Origin of the sequence: Herbaspirillum sp. alder98 (assembly GCF_020179755.1) — a bacterium.
Classification (GTDB): Bacteria; Pseudomonadota; Gammaproteobacteria; order Burkholderiales; family Burkholderiaceae_D; genus Herbaspirillum.
Map to the genome: position 1 here is coordinate 103,419 of NZ_JAIUCY010000009.1, position 18,856 is coordinate 122,274.

Sequence of the window (18,856 nt, forward strand, 5' to 3'; positions counted from 1 at the left end):
TCGTTGCGGATCGACGAGTGCCGTACGACGCTGGGTCCTGGCTTTCGCCAGGACGACGGCAGGCAACTCACTTTCCGATACAGAACCGCGAAAAGATCACTCCCAGCAAATCATCCGGCGTAAACCTGCCGGTGATGCTGGACAGGCTCTCCTGTGCCAGGCGCAGTTCTTCGGCGAACAGGTCCAGCGCATGATCTCCGCCTTCGCTATCGAGGCCGGCGTGGACGGCGGCGATCTCGAGATGGTCGCCCGCCACCTTCAACGCCAGCAGGTGACGCTCACGCGCCAGATAGCGCGACTCGACCGTCTGCTGCCAGCCTGCGATGCGTAGCAGCTCGCCACGCAGCAAGTCGATACCCTGCCCTTCGGCGGCCGACACATACACGTGCGTGGCGTCGGGCATGGTTTCTACCGCAGGCTTGTGGCCGGAGCGGTCGATCTTGTTCCAGATCCGCACGATCGGCACGCCGTCCGGGAAACGCGCGGTGATGTTTTCGTCTTCCAGCGTGGGGCCGCGGTCGGCGTCGAGCATGTGCAGGATCACGTCAGCCTTGGCCACCTCGACCCAGGTGCGTTCGATGCCGATCCGCTCGACTTCGTCCGGGCCGCTACCGTCGGCAGCATCTTCGCGGATGCCGGCAGTGTCGATGATGTTGAGCGGCATGCCTTCGATGAGGATGGTCTGGGTAACCTTGTCGCGCGTGGTACCGGCGATGGGCGTGACGATGGCCACGTCGGCGCCCGCCAGCACGTTGAGCAACGACGACTTGCCCACATTGGGCTTGCCGGCCAGCACGGCATTGAGGCCGTCGCGCAGCAGCGCGCCCTGGGCCGCATGGCGGAACACGTCTTCCAGCGTCGCGCGGATCGTCGACAGCTGGCCACGGGCGTCGGATTGCTTGAGGAAGTCGATCTCTTCTTCCGGAAAATCAAGGGTCGCCTCGACCAGCATGCGCAGGCTGGTGACCTGCTCGACCAGCTCGTGGATCACTTTCGAGAAGGCGCCGCTGAGCGATTCGGAGGCCGACTTGGCGGCGGCCTCGGTGGTGGCTTCGATCAGATCGGCCACGGCTTCGGCCTGGGCCAGGTCGATCTTGTCGTTGAGGAAGGCGCGTTGCGTGAATTCGCCCGGTTCGGCCAGACGCAGGCCGATCTCGGCGCCTGCTTCGATACAGCGCGCCAGCAACATCTGCATCACCACCGGTCCACCATGGCCCTGCAACTCCAGCACGTCTTCTCCGGTGTAGGAATGCGGGGCCGGGAAGTGAATCGCCAGCCCCTGGTCGATGGCGCTGCCATCGGCCCGGCAGAACGGCAGATAAGTGGCGTGGCGGGGTGCCAGTTGCTGGCGGCCGCACACGGCGGCAATCACGCCAGAGAGGTTTTTACCCGAAAGTCGGACTACGCCGATGCCGCCGCGACCGGGAGCAGTGGCGATGGCGGCAATGGGGGAAGAGTCGAAGGTCATCTTGCTGAAAAATTAGTGGTGGCGGTTGGTCTGGTCTTGATCGGCACTGCGTGCGCCAGCTGTAATGTTAATGCCTGTGAAGAATTTTTCGCGAAAAAAAACCCGTGTTGTTATCCACGGGTTCTTCAACTCGCCCGCCCGGCGATGCCGGGCGAGTGGGCAAAGCGCTTACTTGGTCTTGCCGCTTTCGATGTTCTTCGTGATCACCCATTGCTGCGCGATCGACAGCACGTTGTTGGTGACCCAGTACAGCACCAGGCCGGACGGGAAGAAGAAGAACATGAACGAGAACACCAGCGGCATGAACATCATGACCTTGGCCTGGACCGGGTCCGGTGGGGTCGGGTTCAGCTTGGTCTGCAGGAACATCGATGCCGCCATGATGATCGGCAGCAGGCCAACCGGCATGTTGAAGTAAGGGATGGTGCCGAACAGCGTATCCGGAGCGGTCAGGTCATGGATCCAGCCCAGCCACGGCGCGCCGCGCATTTCGACCGATGCCAGCAACACCCAGTACAGCGAGATGAACACCGGGATCTGGATCACGATCGGCAGACAGCCACCGAGCGGATTGATCTTCTCGGTCTTGTACATCGCCATCATCTCGCGGTTCATCGCCTGCGGATCGCCCTTGTGACGCTCGCGAATGGCTTGCATGCGCGGCGACACCGCCTTCATCTTGGCCATGCTGCGATAGCTGGCCGCCGACAACGGGAAGAACACCAGCTTGATCAGCACCGTCAGCAGGATGATGGTCCAGCCCCAGTTGCCGACGATGGCGTGGATGTGCGTCATCAGCCAGAAAATCGGCTTGGCGATCAGGGTCAGCCAGCCATAGTCCTTGACCAGTTCCAGGCCGGGAGCGACGGCCTCCAGCACCTTCGACTCTTGCGGGCCGGAGTACAGGTGGGCGTCCATCGTCACCGAGGCGCCAGGCGCCACGGAGCCCAGCGGCAGGATGGTGCCGACGGCGTACAGGTTGGTGGCGACCTTCTTGGCGAAGATGTCGCGCTGCACTTGCTGCGGCGGGATGAAGGCCGACACGAAATAGTGCTGCACCAGCGCCACCCAGCCGTTGTCGGCCTTGGTGGCGTGCTCGGCCTTGCCTTCTTCGATCTTCTCGAAGGTCATCTTCTCGAACTTGTGGGCGTCGGTGTAGACCGCCGGTCCGGTGAAGGTGCTGTAGAAATGCGACTCGCCGCCCGGCTTGTTGCCATCACGCAGCAACTGCAGGTACAGCGACGGGTTGATCGCCGCGCCCGTGTTGTTGGTCACGGTATGCTTGACGTCGATCAGGTAGCTGTCGCGCTTGAAGGTGAAGGTCTTGGTCAGCTTGACGCCACCCTGCTCTGCTTCCAGCACCAGTTGCACCTGATTGCCGTTGTCCAGCGAGCGCACGCCCGGCTGGGCGGAGAACAGCGACTTGTGGGTCGGGAAAGGACCACCGATCAGGCCGGTCTCGGCCAGGTAGGTGTGACCCGCGCCGGAATCGAACAGCACCAGGTTCTTGGTCGGATCGACCACGTCGCGCTGCTTGAGCAGCTCGAGGCGCTTGAGCTCGCCGCCCAGGGTGTCGATATCGGCCTTGACCACGTCGGTGGTGATGGTGATGGTTTCACCCTTGGCATTGGCCGGAGCCACATCGCCAGCCGGCACGCCGGCGGGTGCTGCCGTGCCAGCCTGGGGCACCGGTGAGCCGGTCGGGCTGGCGGTCGGCGTGACAGGGTTGGCGGCTGCCTGCTCCTGAGTCGGGTTGGCCGACGGGAAGAACATCGACTGGTGGCCGTTATGGCGCATCCAGCTGTCCCACAGCAGCAACAGTGAGAAGGAGAATACAACCCACAGGACGGTACGTTTGATATCCATATGCGTATTGGTTAGTTCAGGAGTGACTGCAACCATCTGCGGCCACAGCAGGGGGAACCCGCGCAGCAATGCGCTGGGACGAAGAATTCGGAACAGTTGAAGCCGGGTCGGCCTCTTGACGCAGGAGATCGGCCTCGACAGAACCGGGAACCGGATCGAGGCCGCCAGCGTGCCACGGATGGCATTTGCCGAGGCGGCGGGCCGCCAGCACACTGCCCTTGAATGCACCATGAATGCTCACGGCCTGGGCAGCGTAATCGGAACAGCTGGGATAGAAACGGCAATTCTGTCCCAGAAACGGACTCACTCCCAGCTTGTAGGCACGTAACAGCAGGAGCAGAGGCGTTTTCATCACTTCCTATTTCCCGGCAAAGGCCGGTGCGTCTCGCAAAAAAGCCAGCAACTGGGCCAGCTCGGTGCGCACCGCCGATTTCAGCGCAGCGTTGGTCGCCGGTCCCTGCCGGGTATTGACGGGGCGGGACAGACGCACGATGCAATCGAGCGCAGGCAGCGCGGACTGCCGGAACAACTCGCGCGTGGCGCGCTTGATGGTGTTGCGCGTCACCGCCCGAGGGGCAAAGCGCTTGCCGACCACCACGCCCAGACGGGCGCGCCCCAGGCTGTTGCCCCGCGCATACAGCACGAAATGCGCTGTGCGCTGGACAGGGCGCAAACGAAAAACGGATGAAAAATCATCCGTTTTGACGATTCGCCGATCGCGAGGGTAAAGCTGTGAACGTTCGTCCGTCACGCGAGGGCTCGGCGCACTGTCGCAGCTTAATCAGCAGCCAGACGCTTGCGGCCCTTGGCGCGGCGAGCGTTGATGACGGCACGGCCGCCACGGGTTGCCATACGAGCGCGGAAACCGTGGGTACGCTTGCGACGCACGACGGAAGGTTGATAAGTACGTTTCATGTTGGACTCGCTTGGTTGGGCTGCTTATCTTGCAAAACCGATTGGGCAAAGCTGCCAAAACGATGCCGCGAAAAATGAACAGCAAAAAAATAAATCGGAATTCTGGAACCGCTATCAATGTGCCGGTCCCGCATCAACAATGCCCTGTCGCCCGATAGCCCCGGCAACCCCTGCATCGCTGACACCTCTGGTTGGTCCGCTTTTTTCTGGTCTTTATACCGAGGTATTCCGACTAATCGAAAACTGCAAACTGCTGCAACGGCACCGTGCGCAATTCTTCAGATGGTGAACCCTGAATTAGACTGCATTTTCTATTTGCCTGTCAATGACTTAAGTGCTTTCCGGGCCATTCGCTGAAGCTTGCCACGAGATCAGCCCGCTCATCCGTGGCAGATTTGCAAAACTGGGCAGTCCGCAAGAACATAGTTATCAAGATAACAATTTCGATGTGCCACATCCGATCGAGATAGAATATTTCCGCATGGAAATTATTTATTCCGCCGCTCGGCTCCGCTGCGATCCCGAAAGCCGGCTTCGGCAGACGGCGCCGACGAAGAAAATCGACGGACATATCGAAAGACCGAAATATTCTAAAGAATTGTTCGGTGACCGCCCACCGCAGCGCCCTGCGCAAAAATAGCGCACGCACGTCAACCGCGACACGGGGATGCACATTGAAAGAGCATGCGGGAATGGGGACTGAGCCGGTGGGGACCCGGGTCGAACCACAAGCAACGCCACAAAATACATGGTGTTCTGCGCCAACCAAAAATAAATCGCGCCTATGCTGCAACAAAGAAGATGCGATTAGATCAGTAAGAGAGAAAAGGAATAGAATAAAAACGAAGCATCACTGCATTGCGCTGTAACGCTACGGCTTTCAAAGAACACTTCGGCAATGACCGCATTAGAGTCACCGACGTATTCTTCGATAACCGCAGATGGTAAATCTAGACACAAGTTTGTTTCATCATGAAGCGACGGAGGTGGTATGGATATTTACAGCAGCTTTGCAAGCCGGTTCGACAAGACAAGAGAAGAAGAACTTTCGCTCGAAGAGTATCTGAATCTTTGCAAGAGCGACCCAGCAGTATATGCATCTGCTGCAGAGCGGATGCTGATGGCCATCGGCGAGCCCGAAAAGGTCGACACCCGCGAAGACCCACGCCTTTCCCGCGTCTTCGCCAACAAGGTAATCAAGGTCTATCCCGCATTCAAGGAATTCTACGGCGCCGAGGAAGTCATCGAGCAGGTGGTTTCGTACTTCCGGCACGCCGCCCAGGGTCTCGAAGAAAAAAAGCAGATCCTCTATCTGTTAGGCCCCGTCGGCGGCGGCAAGTCGTCCATCGCCGAACGCCTCAAGCAGTTGATGGAAGCGGTTCCGTTCTATTCGATCAAGGGTTCCCCGGTCAACGAATCGCCGCTGGGCCTGTTCGACTATGAGGAAGACGGCCCCATCCTGGAGGAACAGTTCGGCATTCCGCGGCGCTACCTCAAACCTATCCTGAGCCCGTGGGCAGTCAAGCGGCTGCATGAATACAATGGCGACATCCGCCAGTTCCGGGTGGTCAAACGCTATCCATCGATCCTGCGCCAGATCGGCATTTCCAAGACCGAGCCGGGCGACGAGAACAACCAGGACATTTCTACCCTGGTGGGCAAGGTCGACATCCGCAAGCTCGAGCAGTATTCGCAGGATGACGCCGACGCCTACAGTTATTCGGGCGGGCTGTGCCTGTCCAACCAGGGCCTGCTCGAGTTCGTCGAAATGTTCAAGGCGCCGATCAAGGTGCTGCACCCCTTGTTGACCGCCACCCAGGAAGGCAACTTCAAGGGCACCGAAGGCTTTGGCGCGATCCCCTTCGACGGCGTGATCCTGGCCCACTCCAATGAATCCGAATGGAAGGCCTTCCGCAATAACAAGAACAACGAGGCATTGCTGGACCGTATCTTCATCGTCAAGGTGCCGTATTGCCTGCGCGTCTCCGAAGAAATCAAGATCTACGAAAAGCTGATCCGCAGTTCTTCGCTGGGACTGGCGACCTGCGCGCCTGGCACGCTGAAGATGATGGCGCAGTTCTCGGTGCTGACGCGCTTGAAGGAGCCCGAGAACTCGAGCCTGTTCTCGAAGATGCAGGTGTATGACGGCGAGAACCTGAAAGACACCGATCCCAAGGCCAAGTCATACCAGGAGTACCGCGACTACGGCGGCGTCGATGAAGGCATGAACGGGATTTCGACCCGCTTCGCCTTCAAGATTCTTTCCCGCGTGTTCAACTTCGACACCACCGAGGTCGCCGCCAATCCGGTGCACCTGATGTATGTGCTGGAGCAGCAGATCGAGCGCGAGCAGTTTCCCCAGGAAGCCGAGCAGAAGTACTTCTCGTTCGTCAAGGACACGCTGGCCTCGCGCTACGCCGAATTCATCGGCAAGGAAATCCAGACCGCCTATCTGGAGTCGTATTCCGAGTACGGCCAGAACGTGTTCGACCGTTACGTGACCTACGCCGACTTCTGGATCCAGGACCAGGAATACCGCGATCACGACACCGGCGAGAGCTTCGACCGCGCGGCCCTGAACGCGGAACTGGAAAAGATCGAGAAACCGGCCGGCATCAGCAACCCGAAGGATTTTCGCAACGAGATCGTCAACTTCGTCTTGCGGGCACGGGTCAACAACGGCGGCAAGAATCCGCTGTGGACCAGCTACGAAAAGCTGCGGGTGGTGATCGAGAAGAAGATGTTCTCCAACACCGAAGACCTGCTGCCGGTGATCTCCTTCAATGCCAAGGGCTCCAACGAAGAGATGCAGAAACACGAGGACTTCGTCAATCGCATGGTCAGCAAGGGTTATACGCCGAAGCAGGTGCGGCTGCTGTGCGAATGGTATCTGCGCGTGCGCAAGTCGTCGTAAGCCAGAAGACGGCCGGCCGCCATGACGGCGACCGGCCGGGCAGGAACCCCGGGGCTGCCCGTCAGCACGCCGACAGACAGCCACTCCGCCGCAACGCCGCTCGCCCGGTCGTGCGGCACCAGCAGGAGAACGGACAGTGCTACATCAGATTATCGACCGTAGACTAGCTGGCAAGAACAAGAGCATTGCCAATCGGGAGCGCTTCCTGCGCCGCTTTCGGGGCCATATTCAACGTTCAGTTGCGGACGCCATACGCGACCGCAGCATCACCGACCTCGATCAATCCAAGAGCATCAGCATTCCGCGCAAGGACGTCACCGAGCCGTTTTTCCACCACGGCAAGGGCGGTCGCCGGGAAGCGGTGCATCCCGGCAACTCGGACTACCTGCAAGGCGATCGCATCCAGCGCCAGAGCGGCGGCAGCGGTGGCGAAGGGGGCAGCAAGGCCAGCAATGAAGGCGAAGGACAGGACGACTTCACCTTTGAACTGACCCGCGAAGAATTCATGCAGTACTTCTTCGAAGACCTCGAATTGCCGCGCCTGGTCGAGACCAACCTGATGACGGTGCCGAACTGGAAGAACATGCGGGCCGGTTATTCGGTCGATGGTTCTCCGACCAACATCGATATCGTGCGCTCGCTGCGCAGTTCGCTGGGGCGCCGGATTGCCCTGGGCGCACCGCTGCAGCGGCAACTCGATGACGCCGAAGCGCAACTGCTCGAACTCAAGCGCAAACCCGAACAGCACCGTGCAGAAATCCATCTGCTGGAAGATGACATCAAGCAGCTCAAGGCGCGCATCCTGCGCATTCCGTTCATCGACCCGTTCGATCTGCGTTATGTGAACCGGGTGCGGCAACCGCAGCCGTCGTCACGTGCGGTGATGTTTTGCGTGATGGATGTCTCGGGCTCGATGGATGAGCAGCGCAAGGACCTGTCGAAGCGCTTCTTCATCCTGCTGTACCTGTTCCTGACGCGCAACTACGAACATATCGAAGTGGTGTTCATCCGCCACCATACGCGCGCCGACGAGGTCGACGAAAACACCTTCTTCCATTCGCAGGAAAGTGGCGGCACGGTGGTCTCGAGCGCGCTGGAGCTGATGCACGACATCATCACCAAGCGTTACTCGCCGAGCGAATGGAACATCTATGGCGCGCAGGCTTCCGACGGCGACAACTGGAATGACGACTCACCCAAGTGTCGCGAGATCCTCGAATCGAGCATCCTGCCGCTGACCCGCTACTTCGCCTACATCCAGGTGGCCGAGCCGGAACAGAACCTGTGGACCGAATACCTGCAACTGATCGATTCGCACCCGCACTTTGCGATGAAGAAGGTACAGTCGGCCACCGAGATCTACCCGGTGTTCCGCGAACTCTTTGAAAAACAGGTGCACGCATGAACAGCCGATTCAAGTACGATCCGCTGCCCTGCCCTTCGGACTGGAGCTTCGACCTGATCGAACGCTACAACCGGGAGATCGCCCGGGTAGCGAGCGACTACAAGCTCGACATCTACCCCATCCAGCTCGAGATCATCACCGCCGAGCAGATGATGGACGCCTACGCTTCGCACGGCATGCCGGTCAATTATCGCCACTGGTCGTACGGCAAGCATTTCATGCTGACCGAGCGCGACTACAAGCGCGGCCAGATGGGGCTGGCGTATGAGATCGTGATCAACTCCGATCCCTGCATCGCCTACCTGATGGAAGAAAACACGATGACCATGCAAGCCCTGGTCATCGCCCACGCGGCCTACGGTCACAACTCGTTCTTCAAGGGCAACTACCTGTTCGAGCTGTGGACCGATGCCAGCGCCATCATCGACTACCTGGTGTATGCGCGTAACTACATCGCCGAATGCGAAGAGCGTCATGGCTTCGAGCGGGTCGAGGAACTGCTCGATTCGTGCCATGCGCTGATGAGTTATGGCGTCGACCGCTACAAGCGGCCGCAGCGCATGTCGCTGGCGCAGGAGAAGGCGCGTCAACGCGAGCGCGAAGCCTACGCCCAGTCGCAGGTGAACGAGCTCTGGCGCACGCTGCCGGCCCGCAAGGAGACTGCCGCGGCGCAGGCCGAAGGGCGTTTTCCATCCGAGCCGCAAGAGAACCTGCTCTATTTCGCCGAAAAGAATGCGCCCCTGCTGGAGCCCTGGGAACGCGAAGTGGTGCGCATCGTGCGCAAGGTCGGTCAGTACTTCTATCCGCAGCGCCAGACCCAGGTCATGAATGAAGGCTGGGCCACCTTCTGGCACTACACCCTGCTCAACACCTTGTACGACCAGGGCCGCCTGACGGATGGCTTCATGATGGAATTCCTGCATTCGCACAGCAACGTGGTGTTCCAGCCGCCCATCACCAAGCAGTACTACAACGGCATCAATCCCTACGCGCTGGGCTTCTCGATGATGAGCGACATCCGCCGCATCTGCTCGAACCCGACCGCCGAGGATCGCGAATGGTTTCCCGATATCGCCGGCCGCGACTGGCTGGAGACCTTGCATCACGTGATGCGCAACTACAAGGACGAGAGTTTCGTCGCGCAATACCTGTCGCCCAAGCTGATGCGCGACATGCGCATGTTCGCCGTGCTCGACGACGATACCCGCAGCGAGATGGAAGTGTCGGCCATCCATAACGAACGCGGCTACCAGTATGTGCGGCAGGCGCTCTCGCGCCAGTACGACATCAACCACCGCGAACCCAACATCCAGGTCTGGTCGGTCAATACCCGCGGCAATCGCAGCCTGACGCTGCGCCACTTCCGCAGCGATGGCCGCTCGCTGGGCGATTCGACCAATGAAGTGCTGCGCCATATGGCGCGCCTGTGGCAGTTCGACGTCTACCTCGAGAGCGTGGACGACAGTGGCTATATCGTGCAACGCTACGAATGCGTCGCCGAAAACCGCTACGCGCTACGGACCTGAGGCACATGTCATCCCCCCCTGCCACGCCGCGCCTGCCGATCTCGGCGCAGACCATCCCGCTGTTTCCGCTGGGCAGTACGCTGTTTCCCGATGGTCGCCTGCCGCTGCAGATCTTCGAGGTACGCTATCTCGACATGATCGGCCGCTGCATCGCCGAAGGCAGCCATTTTGGCGTGGTCGCCCTGACGCAAGGCGCCGAGGTACGCCGTCCCGGCCAGTCCGAGCGCTTCGTCGGGGTCGGTACGGTGGCACGCATCAACGAATGGTCGACGCCCTCGGCGGGACTCATGCGTATCGGCTGCAGCGGCGCCGAGCGCTTTCGCATCCTGCAGGCCGAACAGCACAAGCATGGGCTGTGGACAGCCGAGGTCGAGCTGATCGAGTCCGACCGCACCATCCCGATTCCGGAAGAACTGGGCAACACCGCAACCGCCCTGGAACACCTGCTGCAATCCGTGATGCGCCAGGGACTGCCCGAGAGCGAGGTACCGATCGCCATGCCGTTCCGTCTTGATGATTGTGGCTGGGTGGCCAATCGCTGGGCCGAGATGATCCCGGTGCCGGTGGCGCAAAAGCAGACCCTGCTGGCGCTGGATAACCCCCTGGTGCGGCTGGAACTGGTGCAGGACGCGCTGGACGAACTGGGCTGGCTGAAATAAGCCCGGCGCGGCCTAGGGCGCTACGCCGGTAATGCCGGCCTCGGCCAGCAGCGCGGACAGACCCGACCAGAAGATCTGGATGCCGATGCACAGCAGGATGAAGGCCGACAGTCGCAGCACCACCATCGTGCCCAGCCGTCCCATCAGGTGCACCAGCTTGTGCGCATAGTTGTAGCAGAGGAAGATTGCGACCGCCGTCAACGCCGCGCCAAAGGCCGCGCTGCCGATCGAGATGACCCAGTCCAGCAATCGCGTGGGGGTATTGGCGCCCAGCGTGATCGAGGCGGCGATGGTGCCGGGGCCGACCGTCAGCGGAAAACTCATCGGATAGAAGCTGCGCGCCTTGATCTCGTCATCCGGCAGGTCTTCATCGTCATAGTTCTTGGCCACCTGCTTCGGAATGGCCGCGTCCTGGCTGTTGTCGCTGAGCAGCTTCCAGCCCGATACGGCCACCAGCAGGCCGCCGCCCACCCGTACGATCGGCAGCGAGATGCCGAAGAATCCCAGCACATGCGAACCGATGAAGATCGCCCCCACCAGCATGAACCAGCAATTGATGGCCACCTGGCGCGCGACGCGCTGCTCGGTCTTGCGGCTGACGTTGCCCAGCAGATTGGCGAACACCGGCGCGATGCCCAGCGGATTGAGGATGGGAAGCAAGGTGACCGGGATCAGGACGACCGCCTTGAGAAAAAGAATCAGCATACCGGGCTTGGTGGCAGGTTGAATGGGCTGGAAAAGGGCTGGTAAAGGGCTAATAAAGGGCAGCCGCCAGCGTAGCCGAAACGCCCGGCGCTGCCAACCGTACTGCGACGAGCTTTTGCGCGGCCGGGTCAGCTCACGGCTGGCTGCATGCGCCGCACCCGCAACAGCAAGGCCAGCACGATGGCAAAGTTGAGCAGGTTCCAGGCGATGCCGTTGATGAAGGCCGCATGATAAGAGCCGGTCAGGTCGAAAATACTACCCGACATCCAGCCTCCCAGCGCCATGCCCAGCATGGTGCTCATGATCACCGCACCGACCCGCTGCCCGGCCACCGCCGCCGGGAAATATTCGCGCACGATGATCGCATAGGCCGGCACGATGCCACCCTGGAACAACCCGAACAGGGCCGAAATCACGTACAGCGACGCCAGGCTGTCGAAGGGGATGAAGAGCAGCAGCGAGATGCCTTGCAGCACCGATCCCAGCAACAGCGTGCGCAAGCCGCCGATGCGGTCGCAGATGGCGCCCGACACCAGGCGGCTGACCACGCCGCAGGCCAGCATCAGCGACAGCATCTGCGCTCCGCGCGCCGGCCCGTAACCGAGGTCACCGCAATACGCCACGATATGGACCTGCGGCATCGACATGGCGGTACAGCAGGCCACGCCAGCCACGCACAACAGCAGCAGTGCGTTCCTGGCCGACAATCCGAACGGGCGCGCCGAGGCGGTACTGCGCACACCCGCGGCGGGCGCTGCTTGGATGGGTGGGCGGGCACGCATCAACAGCGCCAGCGAACACATCACGGCCGCGCACAGTATCCCCAGGCCGATATAGGTGTGGCGCCAGCCGATGGCGTCGACGAAATGCTGCACGATGGGCGGCCACAGCGCGCCGCCGAGGTAGTTGCCGCTGGCGCAGATGGCCACCGCAATGCCGCGCCGGCGAACGAACCACAGCGAGGTGTCGGCCACCAGCGGCGAAAAGGTCGAGGAGGTGCCCAAGAGGCCGATCAGGATACAGTGGGCCGCCATGAAGACCCAGATGTTGGGCGCCATCGCCGCCAGCACGAAGCCCCCGCCCAGGCAGGCGCCGCCCAGCATCAACGGCAGCGTGATGCCATGGCGGTCGGCCAGGCGTCCCATCCAGATGCCGCCGACGCCAACGCCGAGCATGGTCAGGGTATAGGGCAGCGACGCCAGGCCACGGTCAACTGCGAATTCGGCCTGTACCGCAGGCAGCACCACGGCCATCACGTACATGCCGCTGGCGCCGACGATCATCAGGATCAGGGTAATGAACAGCCGCATGGCGGCAAAGCGCGAATCGACCTGATGGCGGTCGTCTGAACTGGGGGTCACCGGTTGTCTCCGTTATGATTTTTCTGCCGGCAAGACTAACACGGTGCCATCGCACGCGCTGGCGGCGTCAGCTCCGGTGCATTCGCACGTGATAGTCGAGCACCGGCACGAAGCCGCTGCGCTGCTTGGCCTGTGCGATCTGCTGCAGCACCTGCAGTCCGGCCTCCTGATCGTTGACCAACAGTCGCTTGCCGCCGCCGCGCTGCATGGCGTTGCCGCTCCAGGTCAGGGTCACGACCCAGTCGCCCAGCAAGTCTTGTCCCAGATCGATGGTGAAGATGTTACGGGTGGCGTCGGTAAAGCGCAGGCGCGTCGCTCCGGTGACAGGCAGCGAATGGGTGGCGTTATCGGCGGAATCGATCATGATGCAGGAGGATGACAGGACAGCAATGGAATTCAAGAGCGCCGCCCGGCCGGTATGCCACGGAAGGCATACCGAACCAGCGCGGGGAAAACATGATGGTGAAAAGTGTTAGCGATTCGGTGTTAGAGATTCGGCGCCAGCCAGCGTTCGATATCCTCACGCGGGACATTGCGGCGCTGTGCCATGTCGTCGACCTGGTCCTGGCCGATCTTGCCCACCACGAAATACTTGGATTGCGGGTGCGCAAAATAGAAGCCCGACACCGCCGCCCCCGGGAACATCGCGAACGACTCGGTCAATTGCATGCCGATCTCTTCGCACTGCATGGTGCGGAAGGCATCGGCCTTGACCGTGTGTTCCGGGCACGCCGGATAACCGGGCGCCGGACGGATGCCGACGTATTGTTCCTTGATCAACTCGACGCTGGACAAGGACTCCGTCGGCACATAGCCCCACAGATCCTTGCGCACCCGTTCATGCAGGTATTCGGCGAAGGCTTCGGCCAGGCGGTCGGCCAGCGCCTTGAGCATGATCGACGAATAATCGTCGTGGGCATCCTCGAAACGCTTCTCGTATTTCTCGATCCCGAGTCCCGAGGTCACGGCGAACAGGCCGATGTAGTCGGCAATACCGGAGTCCTTGGGCGCGATGAAGTCCGACAGGCACTGATTCGGGCGCGGCACGCCGTCGACCACCGGCTTTTCGGTCTGCTGGCGCACGCCGTAATAAGTGAATGCCACCTGGCTGCGACTGTCGTCGGTGTAGATCTCGATATCGTCATCATTGACGGTATTGGCCGGCAACAACGAGATGACGCCATTGGCCGTCAGCCAGCGGCCGTCGACGATTTTCTTCAACATGGCCTGCGCTTCGGCGAACACCTTGGTGGCTGCGTCGCCTACCACTTCATCGGTGAGGATGGCGGGATACGGCCCGGCCAGGTCCCAGGTCTGGAAGAACGGGCCCCAGTCGATGTAGTTGGCCAGCAAGCCCAGGTCGACGTTCTTGAACAGCCGGCGGCCGATGAACTTGGGCTTGACCGGCGCGAAGTCGAGCCGGGTCTTGTTGGCGCGGGCCGCCGCCAGCGTCAGCATCGGCACCGCCTTCTTGTTGGCGTGCTGCTCGCGGATGCGAACGTAGTCGGCATTGAGCTCGCTGACGTACTGCGCGTTCTGTTCGGGCGTGAGCAGCGATTGCGCCACCGATACGGCGCGTGAAGCGTCCGGTACATACACCACCGGACCTTCGTAGTTGGGCGCGATCTTGACTGCCGTGTGGGCGCGCGAGGTCGTGGCGCCACCGATCAGCAACGGCATCTTGACGCCGCTGAAATACGGATCGCGCTGCATCTCCTTGGCGACGTAGGCCATTTCTTCCAGCGACGGCGTGATCAGACCCGACAAGCCGATGATGTCGGCCTTCTCTTCCTTGGCGCGCGCCAGGATCTCGGCGCAAGGCACCATCACGCCCATGTTCACCACTTCGAAGTTATTGCACTGCAGGACCACGGTGACGATGTTCTTGCCGATGTCGTGCACGTCGCCCTTGACGGTGGCGATGACGATCTTGCCCTTGGGCTTGGCCACCACCCCGGTCTCGATCTCGATCTTGCGTTTCTCTTCTTCGATGAAGGGGATCAGGTGGGCCACGGCCTGCTTCATCACGCGAGCCGACTTGACCACCTGCGGCAAGAACATCTTGCCCTGGCCGAACAGGTCGCCGACCACGTTCATGCCATCCATCAGCGGCCCTTCGATCACATGGATCGGACGCCCGCCGCTGGCATCGATCTGCTGCCGCGCCTCTTCGGTGTCTTCGACGATCCACTGCGTAATGCCATGCACCAGGGCATGCGACAGGCGCTTGGCGACCGGTTCGCTGCGCCATTCGAGGGTGGCTTCTTCCTTCTTGTCGCCGGCCTTGAGCGTGGCGGCGATCTCGATCATGCGCTCGGTGGCGTCAGGACGGCGATTGAGCACCACGTCCTCGACCCGTTCGCGCAATTCGGGCGACAGGTTGTCGTAGACGCCGATCATGCCGGCGTTGACGATGCCCATGGTCATGCCGGCCTTGATGGCGTGATACAGGAACACGGTATGGATCGCTTCGCGCGCGGGATCGTTGCCGCGGAAGCTGAAGCTGACGTTGGAGACGCCGCCGCTGATCTTGGCGTAGGGCAGGTTGTCGTGGATCCAGCGCGTGGCTTCGATGAAGTCGACCGCGTAGTTGTTGTGCTCTTCGATGCCGGTGGCCACCGCAAAGATGTTGGGGTCGAAGATGATGTCTTCGGGCGGGAAGCCGACCTTGTCCACCAGCAGCCGATAGGCCCGCTCGCAGATCTCGATCTTGCGCGCATAGGTGTCGGCCTGGCCGACTTCGTCGAAGGCCATCACGATCACCGCCGCGCCGTAGCGACGGCACAGGCGCGCCTCGTGCAGGAATTTCTCTTCGCCTTCCTTCATCGAGATCGAGTTGACGATCGACTTGCCCTGCACGCACTTGAGACCGGCCTCGATCACCTCCCACTTGGACGAGTCGATCATGATCGGCACGCGCGCGATGTCGGGCTCGGAGGCGATCAGGTTCAGGAACCGCTTCATGGCCGCCAGCGAATCGAGCATCGCCTCGTCCATGTTGATGTCGATCACCTGCGCGCCATTTTCGACCTGCTGGCGCGCCACGGCCAGCGCTTCGTCGTATTGCTCGTTGAGGATCAGGCGCGCGAACGCCTTGGAGCCGGTGACGTTGGTGCGCTCGCCGACGTTGACGAACAACGACTGGTCATCGATGGTGAACGGTTCCAGTCCCGACAGCCGCATCGCATGCGAATCTACCGCCAGCTGGCGCGGCGCGATGGCAGCGACGGTCTGGGCGATGGCCTGGATGTGGGGCGGCGTGGTGCCGCAGCAACCGCCGGCGACGTTGACGAAACCGCTCTCGGCGAATTCCTTGAGCAGCGCTGAAGTGACGTCGGGGGTCTCGTCGAAACCGGTGTCGCTCATCGGGTTCGGCAGACCGGCGTTGGGATAGATGCACACGAAGGTATCGGCGATGCGCGACAGCTCTTCGGCATAGGGACGCATCAGCGCTGCGCCCAAGGCGCAGTTCAGACCCACGGTCAATGGCCGCGCGTGGCGAATCGAATTCCAGAAGGCCGTCACGGTCTGGCCCGAGAGGATGCGCCCGGAGGCGTCCGTGACAGTGCCCGAGATCATGATCGGCAGGCGCTTGCCCGACTCTTCGAAGAAGGTGTCGATGGCGAACAGCGCGGCCTTGCAGTTGAGGGTGTCGAAGATGGTCTCGACCAGCAGCACGTCGGATCCGCCTTCGACCAGCGCCCGGGTCTGCTCCAGGTAGGCCGCGACCAGCTGATCGAAGGTGACGTTGCGTGCGGCAGGATCGTTGACGTCGGGCGAGATCGATGCGGTCTTGGGCGTGGGACCGAGCGCGCCGGCCACGAAGCGCGGCTTGTCGGGGGTCGAATACTTGTCGCAGGCCGCACGCGCCAGGCGCGCCGATTCCAGGTTCATCTCATAGGCCAGATGGGCCATGTGATAGTCGTCCTGGGCCACGGTGGTGGCGCCGAAGGTGTTGGTCTCGATCAGGTCCGCGCCGGCGGCCAGGTATTGCTCGTGGATCTCGCGGATGATCGCCGGCTGGGTCAAGGACAACAGCTCGTTGTTACCTTTGACGAACATCTCCTTGCCGGGCACGCTGAAGTCGGCGAAACGCTCGCCGCGATAATCTTCCTCGGTCAGCTTGTAGCGCTGGATCATGGTACCCATGGCGCCATCGAGGATCAGGATGCGCTTGGACATCAGATCGCGCAGCAGCAATTCGGTGGGGCACAATTCGTTAGGCTTCATCTGGCGTTTTTCTCTCGATCCGGCAACAATACGGCTCGCCCATGACACAAAAACCCGGCCATGGACGGGACCGGGTTCAGCGTCGGAAAATTAGGCAAAAACAGATCGAAATTATACGCGAAAGGCCCGTCCTCCCTCGCGCCGTTGCCCCTTTGCCACCAATATTAATCCAAGGCAACATGCCATCGACAGCCCACGCTCCCATCGTCATCCTGACCGCTCTGCCCCACGAACTGGCAGCCGCTGACGCCCCTGCAGGGGTTGAAGTCGTCTATTGCGGCGTCGGCAAGGTCAATGCGGCGTTGCACGCCACCCGCATCATCCTCGAGCGCCAGCCATCGCTGATCATCAATTTTGGCACCGCCGGCAAGATCGACCCGCGCCACGACGGCTTGCTCGAGGTGTCGGCAGTCGTCCAGCGCGACATGCTCGCCATGCCCCTGGCCGCCCGTGGCGTGACGCCGTTGATGCCCGAGGCCGAACAACCGGCCCGGCTGGAATCCGGCTACCCCGGCGTGGTCTGCGGCACCGGCGACAGCTTCGTCAGCAGCGCCGACGAATGGCTGAACCAGCAGCGCATCGATCTGGTGGATATGGAATTGTTTGCCATCGCCCGTGCATGCCGCCACTTCGGCGTGCCCTGGCGGGCGTTCAAGTTCATCACCGACGGCGCCGACGAGGGCGCCGCCGATGACTGGGAAACGCGGGTGCACCTGGGCGCCGAGCTGTTCTGGCGCCACCTGCCGCAGGTCATCGCCCGCTAGAACGACTCACGCAGACAGGCGCATCGCGCCCGGGTCGCTGGCGCCGGCGGCGTGGCGCCGTGGCTCGGTCAATTTCAATGTCAGGCACTTGGCCGCGCCCCCTGCCCGCATGAATTCCGACAACGGCAGTTGATGCACGGTGAAGCCACGGCCCTCAAGCTGCGTGCGCAAATCCGGCGAGGCCTGGTTGAGCAGCACGTGCTGCCCGGCATTGACGGTATTGCAGGCGAACGCAAGTGCGTCATCTGCCTCGACCACGATACGCCGCTGGGCCGGCACCCGGCGGGCGATGGCCTGCTGCGATGCCAGATCGAAGGCGCCCGGGTAATACATCAGGTAGCCGCCCTCGAGCGGGCAGAAACAAGTATCGAGATGATAGAAGCGCGGATCGGCCAATTTCAGCGATTGCACTTCGATATCGAGCCAGCCGGCCACCATGGGCGCGGCGCGCACATCGGTGCGGTGCCCGTAGCCCATCCACAGCACCTCACCAAGGCGATCGAGCAGGGCATCGCCAGCGCCTTCGAAGGCAATCTCATCCGGCATCCGCAACACCCGCAAGCCTTGCCCGGCGAACCAGCGCGCAAAGTGCGGCTCTTCGGCCTGGCGTTCGGGGTGCAGAAAGCGCGACAGCACCACCGTGTCGCCCAGCACCAGCCCGGCGTTGGCGGTAAACACCATGTCCGGCACACCGGGCACGCCAGGCATCTCGCGCACTTCGGCCAACCGGCCCAGTACGTCGCGCAGCGCATGCCACTGGCGCGCCGCGAGCAGCGGGTCGCCCAGGGCAACATTACCCGCCATCCACGGATTGATCACGTAGGACACCTCGAAATGGGTGGGCGGACACATCAGGAACACATCGTGGCGGTCGGCTTTCATCTGCATTCTCCTTGTGATGACTGCGGGCTTACATTTAATTGAACACGCCACACAAGACGGGTTCAATCAGTGCGCACAGGATACTTGCGGCGACACAAAATGTTCTTGCGTTTTTGTTCTCATAAATCGATATTTATGAATGATTCTTGTACAACAGGGCA

16 protein-coding genes are annotated in these 18,856 nt (G+C 61.6%); 6 read left to right on the forward strand and 10 right to left on the reverse strand.

Annotated features, from left to right (window positions below; all coding sequences use genetic code 11):
* Positions 1–67: 67 nt before the first annotated feature.
* The 5 genes from mnmE to rpmH all read right to left on the reverse strand — a co-directional run bounded on the left by mnmE (position 68) and on the right by rpmH (position 4,249).
* Complete coding sequence (gene mnmE, locus LBW87_RS18760; RefSeq protein ID WP_225202986.1) at positions 68–1,468, reverse strand: tRNA uridine-5-carboxymethylaminomethyl(34) synthesis GTPase MnmE; 1,401 nt, start codon at positions 1,466–1,468, stop codon at positions 68–70.
* A gap of 168 nt (positions 1,469–1,636) precedes the next feature.
* Positions 1,637–3,334 carry a membrane protein insertase YidC gene (yidC, locus tag LBW87_RS18765; RefSeq protein ID WP_225202987.1) on the reverse strand — a complete coding sequence of 566 codons (1,698 nt, stop codon included), beginning with the start codon at positions 3,332–3,334 and terminating at the stop codon, positions 1,637–1,639.
* Between the two features lie 16 nt (positions 3,335–3,350).
* Positions 3,351–3,686 (reverse strand): membrane protein insertion efficiency factor YidD, encoded by a 336-nt coding sequence (gene yidD, locus LBW87_RS18770; RefSeq protein WP_225202988.1) that lies wholly within the window; start codon positions 3,684–3,686, stop codon positions 3,351–3,353.
* A gap of 6 nt (positions 3,687–3,692) precedes the next feature.
* The gene (gene rnpA / locus LBW87_RS18775; protein WP_225202989.1) at positions 3,693–4,085 is read right to left on the reverse strand and encodes a ribonuclease P protein component; all 393 of its coding nucleotides are present in this window, start codon (positions 4,083–4,085) and stop codon (positions 3,693–3,695) included.
* A 26-nt stretch (positions 4,086–4,111) separates the two neighbouring features.
* Positions 4,112–4,249, reverse strand: coding sequence for a 50S ribosomal protein L34 (gene rpmH, locus LBW87_RS18780; RefSeq protein ID WP_081496388.1), 138 nt, complete (start codon positions 4,247–4,249; stop codon positions 4,112–4,114).
* Positions 4,250–4,583: 334 nt separating this feature from the next.
* Here rpmH and LBW87_RS18785 point away from each other — a divergent pair, with 334 nt between their 5' ends.
* The 5 genes from LBW87_RS18785 (at position 4,584) to LBW87_RS18805 (ending at position 10,753) form a co-directional block, all read left to right on the forward strand.
* Positions 4,584–4,889 carry a hypothetical protein gene (locus LBW87_RS18785; protein ID WP_225202990.1) on the forward strand — a complete coding sequence of 102 codons (306 nt, stop codon included), beginning with the start codon at positions 4,584–4,586 and terminating at the stop codon, positions 4,887–4,889.
* Positions 4,890–5,240: 351 nt separating this feature from the next.
* Positions 5,241–7,163 carry a PrkA family serine protein kinase gene (locus tag LBW87_RS18790; protein ID WP_225202991.1) on the forward strand — a complete coding sequence of 641 codons (1,923 nt, stop codon included), beginning with the start codon at positions 5,241–5,243 and terminating at the stop codon, positions 7,161–7,163.
* A gap of 136 nt (positions 7,164–7,299) precedes the next feature.
* Positions 7,300–8,568, forward strand: a complete 1,269-nt coding sequence (locus LBW87_RS18795) for a YeaH/YhbH family protein (RefSeq protein WP_225202992.1) — start codon at positions 7,300–7,302, stop codon at positions 8,566–8,568.
* Complete coding sequence (locus LBW87_RS18800) at positions 8,565–10,094, forward strand: SpoVR family protein (protein ID WP_225202993.1); 1,530 nt, start codon at positions 8,565–8,567, stop codon at positions 10,092–10,094. The genes LBW87_RS18795 and LBW87_RS18800 overlap by 4 nt, the downstream gene beginning before the upstream one ends.
* 5 nt (positions 10,095–10,099) lie before the next feature.
* Positions 10,100–10,753 (forward strand): LON peptidase substrate-binding domain-containing protein, encoded by a 654-nt coding sequence (locus LBW87_RS18805; protein ID WP_225202994.1) that lies wholly within the window; start codon positions 10,100–10,102, stop codon positions 10,751–10,753.
* 12 nt (positions 10,754–10,765) lie between these two features.
* On the opposite strand, the gene LBW87_RS18810 is transcribed toward LBW87_RS18805, so the two are convergent.
* From LBW87_RS18810 to metH, 4 genes are all read right to left on the reverse strand, one after another.
* Positions 10,766–11,458 carry a MarC family protein gene (locus LBW87_RS18810; protein WP_225202995.1) on the reverse strand — a complete coding sequence of 231 codons (693 nt, stop codon included), beginning with the start codon at positions 11,456–11,458 and terminating at the stop codon, positions 10,766–10,768.
* A 128-nt stretch (positions 11,459–11,586) separates the two neighbouring features.
* The gene (locus tag LBW87_RS18815) at positions 11,587–12,768 is read right to left on the reverse strand and encodes an MFS transporter (protein ID WP_225203074.1); all 1,182 of its coding nucleotides are present in this window, start codon (positions 12,766–12,768) and stop codon (positions 11,587–11,589) included.
* Between the two features lie 118 nt (positions 12,769–12,886).
* On the reverse strand, positions 12,887–13,219 hold the full coding sequence (locus LBW87_RS18820) for a hypothetical protein (protein ID WP_225202996.1): 333 nt from the start codon (positions 13,217–13,219) through the stop codon (positions 12,887–12,889).
* Positions 13,220–13,305: 86 nt separating this feature from the next.
* Positions 13,306–17,049 carry a methionine synthase gene (gene metH, locus LBW87_RS18825; protein ID WP_225202997.1) on the reverse strand — a complete coding sequence of 1,248 codons (3,744 nt, stop codon included), beginning with the start codon at positions 17,047–17,049 and terminating at the stop codon, positions 13,306–13,308.
* 179 nt (positions 17,050–17,228) lie between these two features.
* On the opposite strand from metH, the gene LBW87_RS18830 reads away from it, so the two are divergent.
* Positions 17,229–17,813: a 5'-methylthioadenosine nucleosidase gene (locus tag LBW87_RS18830; protein ID WP_225202998.1), complete on the forward strand. Its 585-nt coding sequence runs from the start codon at positions 17,229–17,231 to the stop codon at positions 17,811–17,813.
* 6 nt (positions 17,814–17,819) lie between these two features.
* On the opposite strand, the gene LBW87_RS18835 is transcribed toward LBW87_RS18830, so the two are convergent.
* Positions 17,820–18,695, reverse strand: coding sequence for a dimethylarginine dimethylaminohydrolase family protein (locus tag LBW87_RS18835; protein ID WP_225202999.1), 876 nt, complete (start codon positions 18,693–18,695; stop codon positions 17,820–17,822).
* Positions 18,696–18,856 lie beyond the last annotated feature (161 nt).

Excerpts from the sequence above, each read along its gene's own strand:
- mnmE (WP_225202986.1), bottom strand. The coding sequence starts at position 1,468 with ATGACCTTCGACTCTTCCCCCATTGCCGCCATCGCCACTGCTCCCGGT.
- yidC (WP_225202987.1), bottom strand. The coding sequence starts at position 3,334 with ATGGATATCAAACGTACCGTCCTGTGGGTTGTATTCTCCTTCTCACTG.
- yidD (WP_225202988.1), bottom strand. The coding sequence starts at position 3,686 with ATGAAAACGCCTCTGCTCCTGCTGTTACGTGCCTACAAGCTGGGAGTG.
- rpmH (WP_081496388.1), bottom strand. The coding sequence starts at position 4,249 with ATGAAACGTACTTATCAACCTTCCGTCGTGCGTCGCAAGCGTACCCAC.
- LBW87_RS18790 (WP_225202991.1), top strand. The coding sequence starts at position 5,241 with ATGGATATTTACAGCAGCTTTGCAAGCCGGTTCGACAAGACAAGAGAA.
- LBW87_RS18800 (WP_225202993.1), top strand. The coding sequence starts at position 8,565 with ATGAACAGCCGATTCAAGTACGATCCGCTGCCCTGCCCTTCGGACTGG.
- LBW87_RS18805 (WP_225202994.1), top strand. The coding sequence starts at position 10,100 with ATGTCATCCCCCCCTGCCACGCCGCGCCTGCCGATCTCGGCGCAGACC.
- LBW87_RS18810 (WP_225202995.1), bottom strand. The coding sequence starts at position 11,458 with ATGCTGATTCTTTTTCTCAAGGCGGTCGTCCTGATCCCGGTCACCTTG.
- LBW87_RS18815 (WP_225203074.1), bottom strand. The coding sequence starts at position 12,768 with ATGCGGCTGTTCATTACCCTGATCCTGATGATCGTCGGCGCCAGCGGC.
- metH (WP_225202997.1), bottom strand. The coding sequence starts at position 17,049 with ATGAAGCCTAACGAATTGTGCCCCACCGAATTGCTGCTGCGCGATCTG.
- LBW87_RS18830 (WP_225202998.1), top strand. The coding sequence starts at position 17,229 with ATGCCATCGACAGCCCACGCTCCCATCGTCATCCTGACCGCTCTGCCC.
- LBW87_RS18835 (WP_225202999.1), bottom strand. The coding sequence starts at position 18,695 with ATGAAAGCCGACCGCCACGATGTGTTCCTGATGTGTCCGCCCACCCAT.